Source organism: Paenibacillus sp. JT22N7 (genome assembly GCF_059383875.1).
This window is the reverse complement of sequence record NZ_JBXENY010000003.1, coordinates 599,551-611,268: the sequence shown is the minus strand read 5'-3', so window position 1 is coordinate 611,268 and position 11,718 is coordinate 599,551. Positions and strand designations below refer to the sequence as shown.

General features: G+C 51.6%; 2 protein-coding genes. Both read left to right on the top strand.

Going from position 1 to position 11,718, the window contains the following annotated elements; translation table 11 throughout:
• Positions 1-9 precede the first annotated feature (9 nt).
• Positions 10-7,692: an SDR family NAD(P)-dependent oxidoreductase gene (locus AC50Y5_RS11120; protein WP_494860535.1), complete on the top strand. Its 7,683-nt coding sequence runs from the start codon at positions 10-12 to the stop codon at positions 7,690-7,692.
• Positions 7,693-7,696: 4 nt separating this feature from the next.
• The gene (locus AC50Y5_RS11115) at positions 7,697-11,704 is read left to right on the top strand and encodes an SDR family NAD(P)-dependent oxidoreductase (protein ID WP_494860533.1); all 4,008 of its coding nucleotides are present in this window, start codon (positions 7,697-7,699) and stop codon (positions 11,702-11,704) included.
• Positions 11,705-11,718 lie beyond the last annotated feature (14 nt).

Sequence of the window (11,718 nt, the reverse complement as noted above, 5' to 3'; positions counted from 1 at the left end):
GGGATGAAGTTGAAGACGAAATCGCCGGATTTGACGCAATTGCGTCTAAGAAGCCAGGACGAACTGCCAACGGCAGCTATAAAGGAAGTGAGCAACCATGACATTGCCATCATCGGCATTTATACGCGTTTTCCAAATGCTCGCAATACAGAGGCGTTCTGGCAAAATATTAAAAATGGGGTAAGCTGCGTAACGAAATTTCCGGAAAAGCGCCGGGAGGATGCTGATCGGTTTGTCCGATTTTCGGGTAAATCGGAAATCCCCTACTCCAACGGCGCCTATCTCGAGGATATCGACGCATTTGACTATTCTTTCTTCAACATTCCGCCCAAAGAAGCGCTATTGATGAATCCTCGCCAGCGTGTGTTTCTGGAAGCAGCATGGAATGTGTTCGAAGATGCAGGATATGGGCCGCAGCAGCTGGCAGGCAGCAATATCGGGGTGTATGCCGGACATATCGGAGACGTTGAAAGCTATGTATACCGGGAGATGATTGAAGCCGTTGATCCCTCTCTGATATCGGCAGCGATGCCGGGAAATTTGTCTTCCATCATTCCGAGCCGGATTTCCTATTTGCTTAACCTTAAAGGGCCAAGCATGACCGTGGACACAGCGTGCTCCTCCTCGCTTATAGCTGTCGATCTGGCTTGCCAGGCGCTTCGCAAGGGAGACTGTGAAATGGCGCTTGCTGGCGCAGTCCGCATTAACCTGCTTCCGCAAAACAAAAATCATGCGAAGCTGGGTATCGAGTCTACGGACGATGAAACCCGCGCCTTTGACGACGGAGCCGACGGATCGGGAATGGGGGAAGGCGCAGCCGTTGTTCTGCTTAAGCCCCTTAGCAAAGCTAAGCGGGACGGCGATTCCATCTATTGTGTCATTAAGGGCAGCGCGGTGAATCAGGATGGCGCTTCCATGGGAATTACGGCTCCAAATCCGTCCGCTCAAACAGCCGTTCTAAATAAGGCTTGGAAGGAAGCGGGCATTGATCCAGCAACGCTTGCCTATATCGAAACACACGGTACGGGGACAAAGCTGGGTGACCCGATTGAGATCGAAGGAATAAGCAAAGCATTCGCAAAATATACGGACAAAAAACAGTTTTGCGCCATCGGGTCCGTGAAGACGAATATCGGCCATCTGTATGATTGTGCAGGAATTGCGGGGCTCATTAAAGCCGCGCTGGCACTAAAGCACCAGCTGCTTCCGCCAAGCATTCACTTTAAGACGCCGAATAAACAAATTCCGTTTATTGATTCGCCAGTATACATAAACACGTCGCAGAAGCCATGGGCTCAAGGAGAGGCGCCAAGGCGCTGCGGTGTCAGCTCATTCGGCTTGTCCGGTACCAATTGCCATGTCGTGCTGGAAGAATATATCGCTCAGCCCGCGAACGCTGATCAGGTGGCTGGCGCGCCAGAGCAGCCTTATATCATTCCGCTATCGGCAAAAAGCGGGGAAGCGCTGCATACGCTGCTTCTGCATATGGACGAATATTTTGATGGGGAACATCGGGCCAGCCTTAAGGATATTAGTTATACGCTGGCAGCAGGACGCGATCACCATTCGATTCGTTTAGCTATTGTCGCTTCAAATATTGCGGATCTGAAAGGGAAGCTAAAGCAGCTAATCGCACAGCGGCAGCATTTATCCGGATTGGATGCTTCCTGGTTCTCTTACGGCACAGCGAAGCCGGCAGGTGATCATACTCCTTTCGTACAGCTAGCCGAGCAGCTTGTCAAACAGTTGAAAACCGCTGCCGAACTTGAGCTTCCAGAGCTGCTTCATCAAATCGCTGAGCTGTATACGGCTGGGGCAGCCATTGGATGGTCCGCGATGTACAGGGGAAGCCGGGCGAAAAGGGCGCATATACCCGTTTACCCGTTTGAGCGGAAGCGCAGCTGGCTGCAAATCCCCGAACGTGCGCCTGCTGAACGCGCAAACGCACTCTATTACACGATGAAGTGGATGGAGGAGGCGGCGGATCAACGCACCCGCGCTATGCGGGGAGAAACGGTCATTATTTTGGGCGAATGGCAGCAGCTTACCCAGCAGCTAGAGGAGGAAGGCGTTCATTGCATACAGGTTAAACGGGGGACACACTATCAGGTGGTTAGCCCGCAATCCTACATGATCAGCGAGAACGAGGAAGATTACGACAAACTGACGGAAGCACTTAAACATGTGAAGTTTACGAAAATACTGCATCTGCTTTGCTGCAACGGACCAGATGGGATGATGTCGGCGGAGCAGCTAAGTGAAAGACAAAGCTTAGGTGTGTACAGCTTGTTCCACTTGACTAAAGCACTCCTGAATGCCGGCGTTGGGCATAATCATGAAATCATTATCGCAGCCGACTATGTAAACCGGGTTACCGGTGAGGAAACGTGCTTGAAGCCAGAAAACTCGCCACTATTCGGCTTGGGTAAAGTCATTGGCATTGAATACCCGCATATTACTTGCAAAGCGATAGATATGGATGCCTTGACAACTGCCCGCGATGTTATTTCGGAGCTGGGCCGCAACAAAACGACTTATCAAATCGCCTATCGGGATGGCAAGCGTTTTGCAGAAATAATGGAAGAGACCGATGTTGAGCAATTGCCTGATGATCCCGTTTCCATTAAGGAGGAAGGCGTTTACGTCATTACAGGCGGCGCCGGCAACCTCGGACTGCTTACGGCCAAGCATTTGGCGTCCAAAGGAAAAATAAATGTGGCGCTGTTAAACCGCTCCCCGCTGCCGAAGCAGGAGGACTGGCCCACGTATTTGGAGCAGGATGGCGGATCACGGCTGCATGACACCATTAAGAAGCTGCATGAAATAGCTGCCACTGGAGCACAGGTGGAGTGCATCTCGCTTAACGTCACCTCCTTCGATGAAATGAGCGCCACCATGGAGAGGCTGCGGCAAACCTATGGAAAAATAAACGGCGTCATTCATGCGGCGGGCGTAGCGGGCAGAGGCTTTCTCATCCGCAAGGACACAGCCGTATTCGAGGAAGTGCTGAACCCGAAAGTGATGGGCACCTGGGTTTTAGATAAAGTAACGGAGCAGGATGACCTCGACTTCTTTGTATTATTTTCGTCAGGCGTGGCGCTTGTTGGCGAAATGGGTCAAGGCGATTATACAGCTGCAAACTGCTATCTTGATGCTTTTGCTGATTATAGAAGAAAGCTCGGCAAGCCCGCTCTTTCCATCAACTGGGTCGTATGGGATGGGGCGCGAATGGGAGAAGGAACGAGTGAAACGATCGACAGCATTTTCAAAACGCTGCCCGCAACGTTAGCGCTCCAAGGCTTCGATAAAGTCATCAGCAAGGCTATCACCCGTGTATTAATTGGGGAAGTGAACACGTCTAACCCGAGCGGTTTGGAACTGTTCAGCAAAGATGTATTCCATTTGCCAGAAAAGCTGCGAGCTATCATGTTTAGTGACAGCAGCAGTGAGCAGGCTGTTCAAAGCAAGCCGCTGCCCATGCAGGAAGTGAAGGTGAAGCTGTTAGGCAGCAAAAACGGCTCCTACTCCGAAGTGGAGCAGACGCTGGCGGGCTTGTACCGCGAAGTACTCGGATACGAGGAGCTGAGCATCAACGATACTTTCTTTGAACTTGGTGGAGATTCCGTGCAGCTGCACCGGCTGCATAAGCTTGTAGATCAGCGGTACACGGGACAAACCTCAATAGCTGATTTGTTTGCATACGCTTCAATAGCCAAGCTGGCGTCATTTTTGACTAAGGAAGATAACAAAGCAGTGAACAAAGTAGTCAAGCGCAATACCTCTGCTGCAGATGTTCCTGCCGCGCATGATGATGATATCGCGATAATCGGAATGTCCGCGCTGTTTCCAGGAGCGGATACGGTTGACCAATATTGGACGAACATCAGCAATGCCGTAGATTGCACGGGGCCTATCCCGCAAGAGCGGCGCTCATACGCAGACGATTATCTGGCAGCTATAGGGCAAGCTCCAGATGGACATCCCGGCTATATGGACTGCGCTTATGTGGAAGGTATCGACGAGTTTGATTACCGATTTTTCCGAATATCGCCCAAGGAAGCTAATTTGACGGACCCGTGCCAGAGGGTGTTTATGCAGAAGGCCTGGCATGCCATTGAGGATGCGGGGTATGGGGGAGATAAGCTGCGTGGCAGCCGAACCGGCATTTATGTCGGATTTGCCAACATTATTCGCGATTCGTATCAGAAGATGCTCACCGATGTGGACCCCGTCATGATGTCGGAAGCCATTGTCGGCAACGTATCAGCGATGCTTCCAAGCCGCATTTCCCATTTGCTGGATTTGAAGGGGCCAACCATGGTCGTGGATACCGCCTGCTCCTCCTCCTTAGTTGCTGTTCATCTGGCGAGCAATGCGATCCGGGGCGGCGACTGCGACATGGCGATAGTTGGCGGTGTCAAGCTGTTTCTCATTCCGCTCGACCATGAGCATAACAAAATCGGCATTGAATCTACGGATGGAAAAACACGCGCCTTCGACGCCTACGCCGATGGCTCAGGCAGCGGCGAAGGGACAGCGGCCATTATTCTCAAGCCGCTCAGCAAAGCCAAGGCAGATGGTGACCATATCCATGCCGTTATTAAAGGGAGCGCCATCAATCAGGACGGCGCATCGATGGGCATAACCGCGCCAAATCCAGCTGCACAGACGGACGTTATTACGCGGGCGTGGGAGAAGGCGGGCATTCATCCGGAGTCGATTGCCTTTTTCGAAGCGCATGGCACAGGGACTGCGCTTGGCGATCCAATCGAATTCAGCGGGCTGAAGCAGGCAATCGAGACTTATACGGACAAAAAGCAGTTTTGTGCAATCGGTTCGGTTAAATCAAACATCGGCCATCTGAATGAAGGGGCTGGAATGGCATCCATTATAAAAGCTGTCATGGCGCTCAAGCATCGCGAAATACCGCCGACCCTGTACTTCCAAACGCCGAATCCTAAAATCGATCTGCAGGATTCACCTCTGTTCATCAACGCCCAATCAAGAAAATGGGAAAATGATGAGCAGCCGATGAGAGGCGCGATCAGCTCCTTTGGCCTAAGCGGCACGAACTGCCACATGATTATTGAGGAGTACAGACCGGAAGCCGCTGCACCGGAAGAGGCAGATGAGCCGAAAGCTTCGGTTCAATTATTGACCTTGTCCGCAGCTAGCAGAGGATCGCTTATAAGGTTGGCAGGGCAGTATGCCGGTCGCTTTGTGGATGGCAACGTCGGGTCACTTGCTGATATTTGCTATACGGCGAATACGGGAAGAGGACATTATTCCCACCGCCTCGCCCTGATCGTCGCTGATGCGGCTGACCTGTCTAGAAAGCTGAAGCTTTTGGCCGAGCAGGAAACCTTTAGCTCGCTTCCGAAGGAGGGTGTTTATTACGGCGAATACCGGGCGGTAAGCGACGAGCGCAGCATTCGGAACCCAGGCGACATTACAGAGGCGAGAAAAAGCGAGCTCAGTCGAGAAGGAGAACAAGCCGTCTTGGCATTGGAAAATGCGCCAGCACTGGACCATACCGAAGCGTTACAGCAGCTATGCGAGCTTTATGTACAGGGTGCAGATATCCCGTGGGAACAGCTCTATGCGGAACAGACCCACGCCAAAGTTCAACTGCCAGTTTATCCGTTTGAGAGGACGAAATGCTGGGCAGAGTTCCCTAAGTTTGCAAAGCAAACTTTGCTCAAGGCAGCTTCCGCTGACGCTGATATGAAAAAACAGCCAGCCACCTTTACGATGAGCTGGAAACAGCAGGAGCGGTTAGCCGTTTCTGCGGCAGAGCTTGCTGCTGGTGTGACGGTGATCGTCAAGGACAGCGAAGGCTTTGCAGACCGTTTGGCCAGCGCGTTAAGAGACCAGGGCAGGCAGGTGCTGTTAGCGGAGATTCCTGATTTGTCCGCTACAGAAGAGATGGGTGCGATTGAAGCAACATGGCTGGACCGTTATAGTCAGCTATTGCAGGAGGAAGCGGAGCAAGGCATTGCTCAAATCATTCATTGCGGCAGCCTGGCGGGGAGCGTCATTTCCAGCATAGATGAGCTGAAAGCAAGTCAGCAAAGAGGCGCTATGAGCTTGTTCCTGCTGATGAAGGCATGGGCAGCCTGCGGCTTCGAGCACGATACGGAAGTCATTGTACTGACTGAAAATGCCTGCCGCATTACGGGGGAAGAACGTCAGCTCCGACCGGAAAACGCACCGCTGCTTGGGCTAGCCAAAGCCCTTTCCAAAGAGCATGCGAATATACGCTGCCGCAGTATCGACATGGACGGAGAGGTGCAGCTGGAGGAGATTTTATCTGAATTATCGATAAATTCAGACGCCAGACTTGTAGCTTTTCGAAACGGCATTCGCTATGTCGAGTTGTTTGAGCCATGCAGCAGCCAGAATGCATCCAGCAGCGAAGAGCTAACCGTTCAAGCCGGAGGCGTCTATTTGATAACGGGCGGTACAGGCGGAATTGGCCTTGAAACGGCAAAATGGCTAAGCCGCAAAGGCCGCATAAAACTGGTGTTAATCAATCGTTCTGAACTGCCTGATCGGCCGACATGGGATAGCATATTGCTGAACAATGAGGATCGTAAGCTGGGTGAGAAAATCGCGAGCATTCGGGAGATCGAAGCTGGCGGCTCAGAAGTGATTTTGTACCGATGTGATGTATCCCAATACGATGAAACCGCAGCCATGCTGGAACACATCCGGCTAACGCATGGGGAAATCAAAGGAATTGTACACGGCGCAGGAATTGCCCGCACCGAGTCCATAATGGAGAAAAGCTTGGATACATTTGAGCAAGTCATTCGTGCCAAAATCTACGGCACATGGCTGCTGGATCAGCTGACTTTGCAAGATCAACTTGATTTTTTCCTTATGTATTCCTCTATTGCAACGATGTTCGAGACTGGCTATCAAAGCGACTATCTTGCGGCAAACGCCTACCTCGATGCCTATAGTATGGCGCCATCAAGCGATGGAAGAAGAAGATTGACGATCAATTGGACGACATGGCAAGGCAAGGGGATGGCTTCCGATCACAATTTTCAGGCGGATACCATTTTCAAGACGATACAGGCTGCCCGTGCGATGGAGCTGCTGGATGCTGTATGGCAAACACGACAAAGCAACGTACTGATCGGGGAGCTGAATTTGGAGAGCAGGATGGCGTTATGGCTGCATAATTATGCAATTCAATTGTCAGATGACATTACGGCAAGCCTGGATGCGTTGAACGAACGTTTGGCGCAAACGCCGGAAAGATCATCCAAATCTGCCGGATACGCAGCGGTTAAGCTGATTGGAAGCGAGCATGATGCGTTCAGCGAGACCGAGCGGCAGGTCGCTCAAACTTGCAAAGGGGTGCTCGGATTTTCCGAGATCGACATCCACGAAAGCTTTTTCGAAATGGGTGCTGACTCGCTAATGATTCGGCAGATTTATCAGAAGCTTTCACAGCTTTACACCGAGGAGGTTGTCATTACTGATATGTTTGAGTATCCGACGGTTCATAAGCTGGCTAAGCATATCGAACGGCGACAAGCAGGGGTGGTCGCAGCAGCTGCTCCAGTAAGCAATCGGACGGCACTGCAGGATGACGAATTAAACCGGATGTTTGACGAGCTTGATAATGGGGATCTCGATCTTGAACAGGTGCTCTCCAAGCTTGGCTCCAAAGAGAGGTGAGAATATGGATAAGGCGTACAAATATTTGGTACAGGGTGTTCAGGACAAAAAGATAGACAGGCAGGTAGCCATTGATTTAATTAAGCTGCTGGAAACAGAAGCCGTAACGGATGCGGGTGATATCGCCATTATCGGCATGGCTGCCAAACTCCCGTCTGCGAGTACGATAGAGGAATTTTGGGACGTGGTCGAGAGCGGTGTTGATTGCATTACCGGCTTTCCAGATACGCGCAGCGGCGATATTAGCCGCTACCTTCGATTCAAGGGGGTGCCCGAGGAGGAAATCCGTTATAACAAAAGCGCTTATTTGCCAGAAATCGATAAATTTGATTATAAGTTTTTTAAGCTTTCCCCACGTGAAGCAAGCTTGATGGACCCGTGCCAGAGAATGTTTCTGGAAACAAGCTGGCAGGCCGTTGAGGATGCGGGCTACGGAGGAAGCAGGCTGGAGGGCTCGAAGACAGGCGTGTTTGTCGGATATGCCAGCAATTATAGGGACATGTACGCCAAAATGATTGAGGACATTGATCCGACTGCTCTTTCGATAGGTTTGGTTGGAAACTTGAACGCCGTCATCTCGGGCAGAATTTCTTATTTGCTCGATTTGAAGGGGACTAGCATGGTCATTGATACAGCTTGCTCCTCATCGCTTGTCGCAATAGATTCGGCCTGCCAGGCGCTGCGCAGCCGCACTTGCGAAATGGCCATTGCCGGCGGCATCAACATTAATACGGTGCCGCTCAGCAAAGATTATATGCAAACGGGCATAGAATCGACCGACGGGGTGTCAAGAACGTTCGACAACCATTCGAACGGTTCTGGGGTAGGGGAAGGCATTGGCGCAATCGTTCTCAAGCCGCTGAAAGATGCCTTAAGAGATAAGGATGTCATCTATGCGGTCATTAAAGGGAGCGCCACCAATCAGGATGGCAGGTCCGCAGGACTTACCGCGCCAAACCCGCAAGCGCAGACGGACGTTATTTTGCAGGCGTGGGAAAATGCTGGAATTGACCCTGAAACGATTGCTTACATTGAGACTCACGGCACGGGCACCAATTTGGGTGATCCGATTGAAATTCAAGGTATACATTCGGCTTTCCGCAAGCATACGAGCAAAAAGCAGTTTTGCGCGGTCAGCTCCGTGAAAACGAATATCGGTCATTTAAGCGAGGCTGCTGGCATCGTAAGCGTCATAAAAGCTGTGATGGCTTTGCGGACGAAGCAGCTGCCGCCTTCGATTCATTTTAATCATCCGAACCGGTCAATACCGTTTGAAGACTCGCCGGTGTATGTAAGCGCAAAGCTGCGTGCTTGGGAAACGGATGTAGCGCCGCGCAGATGCGGTGTAAGCGCCTTCGGCATTAGTGGAACGAATTGCCATGTCGTGTTGGAGGAGGCTCCAGCTCAAGCAGCTTCTGTACAGGAATCGGGGGTACCTCATCTGTTTACGTTATCTGCCAAGTCAGAACAGGTACTGCTTGAATTAATTCATCTTTACTCGGAATTTTTGGCGCATAATAGCCAGCTGAATTTAGATGAAGTTTGCTATACCGCGAATTCGGGCAGAGGCCATTACTCGCATCGGTTAGCGCTGCTTCCGACAAGCGTAGCGGATTTGCGGGACAAGCTGGTCAGCGCTCGTCTTGATGAAGCCGAAGGCGCAGTATATTACGGGGTTCACCGGCTCATCGATTCCGCGAAGGAAGCGCTTGAAGCAAACGATCTGCCTGCAAAGGAGCAAGAACGGTTAAGCGCAGAAGCGGCGGTGTTGATATCTGCTTACTGGGCTGAACCGGATGCGTCCAGCAGCTTAATCGAGCAAGTAGCACAGCTGTATGTCAAAGGCGCAGATGTGGATTGGGAGATGCTAGCTGGAGAAGTGAAGCCCTCCAAGACTTCACTTCCTGCTTACCCTTTCGAGCGAAGCAGATGCTGGATGGATGCGCCGCTGCAGCAGCCAGTACAAGCCTTAGCAGAAGAAGCAGAGCGTGGTCTATTCTACGGGTTTAATTGGAGAGCAGAAGCGCTGTCAGAGGATGCGGACCACGCACCAATGGCCGATGTGCTCCTTATCGAGGACGAGGCCCGTTCCCCATTCGTGCAGTCGATGATCGACAAGCTGCGGGCACAAGGGCGGAATGTCATCGTTGCTTCCCTTGGGCATCGCTTCAAGCGGCATGACGATTGCCGCTATACGCTTGCGAGCCGTGAGGACGATTATGACAAGCTCATGGTTGACTTGGTTGGGCGTCCCGTTACCCATATTTTGCATATGAGCGGACTTTCCGAAAGTGCTGCTCCCGAAACGCTGGAAGAGCTGGAGCAAACCCAGCAGTACGGGATATACAGTCTGCTCTATTTAACAAGGTCCATCATGAGGCATGACCCGAGGTCCAAACGGCATATGCTGCTGTTTACGAAGCTGCTGCATGCCGCAACGGGGCGGGAAGCTGAATTAAGCCCAGAATGGGCAACGCTCGTTGGGTTAGGGAAGGTTATTCCACAGGAGTTTGCGCAAATCGTATGCAAAGCGATTGATGTTGATGATTCCACGCCAGTGGATGCCATATGGCTGGAATTGGAGCATTTTACGAAGCAATATCACGTGGCTTATCGAGAAGGCTGCCGGCATACGGAGGAGTACGGCCCGATTGATCCGCTCAAGCTTGAAGAAGCTGAAACAGCCATTCACGATACTGGCGTATACCTCATAACAGGTGGCACCGGAGGCATTGGGCTTGAAAACGCCAAGTATTTGGCTTCCAAGGCGAATGTAAATGTGGCCCTTGTGAACCGTTCCCAGCTTCCTCCGAAGGAGGAGTGGGCAGCCGTTGTTGCAGGCGGCGAGGACGAGGATACGATTCGTAAAATACAAAAGCTTCAAGAAATTGAAGCGATGGGCGGCCGTATTACGCTTCATAGTGCGGACATAGCGGACTATGCAGTAATGGCGGCGCTAATCGGCGGGCTGAGAGAGAAGTTTGGACGAATAAATGGCGTCATTCATGGCGCTGGCATAGCTGGTGCGGGTTATTTGTTCAAGAAGGATTTAAACATTTTCAAAAACGTGCTGGAGCCGAAAGTGGCGGGAACCTGGATATTGGACAGGCTTACCCGGCAAGACCAACTCGATTTTTTCATTATGCACTCCTCTGGCGTTTCGATGGTTGGAGAGGCTGGACAAGGCGACTACGTGTCTGGAAACGCTTATTTGGACGCATTTGCTGCCTACAGGAGAAAGCAGGAGCGCCATGCGCTGGCGTTAAACTGGGTTTCCTGGAAGGAGGCGGGCATGTCCGTCCGCTTCGGCATCAACGTCGATTCCTTCTATAAGGCGCTGCCTACCGTGCAAGCGATTGAAAGCATGGATACGGCGCTGCAGCGGAATATGACGAGGGTGCTCATCGGAGAAATGAACGAAAGTCCGGAATATTTGTCCTTGCTTTTGGCGTTTCCATTTCACTTAACCGAAGAGCTGAATGATCGGGTCAGCGGGTTGTTGAACGGAAATACCGAGCAGGAAGGGCATAAAATCATCTCCAATGGAAATTATGATGCCGCCATGCTCGACCAAGGCAGACTCATTATTTTACCGAAAGGCAGCAGCCCTGTAAGCAACAGCACAAAACCTTCGAAAGCCGCGCTTCGGGGCAAGCAGGGAGATGGCTATAATGCGGTCGAGCAGGAGGTAGCCAACATTTTCAGCACCATTCTTGGCTATCCGGAAATTGACATTCATGATACTTTGTTCGAGCTCGGCGGGGACTCGCTGCTGCTGATGAGAATTCATAAATTGATTGACACGGAGTATCCGGGCAAGGTGACGATTACCGACATGTTTGAGTTTCCTTCCGTCCAGCGGCTAGCGCAGCATATTAACAAAGAGGAGCAGGAGCCGCAGCCGGTTGCTGCAGCCAAGGACGTTCGCCAGGAAGCAAGAGACATATTCGGGAAGCTTGCAGAGGGCAATATGAGTCTGGAAGAAGCCATTCACGTGATTGAAGATCTGTAGGAAAAGGGGAAAAT

Bases quoted from the DNA above. Each gene is read 5' to 3' on its own strand.
- AC50Y5_RS11115 (WP_494860533.1), top strand. From the start codon at position 7,697: ATGGATAAGGCGTACAAATATTTGGTACAGGGTGTTCAGGACAAAAAG.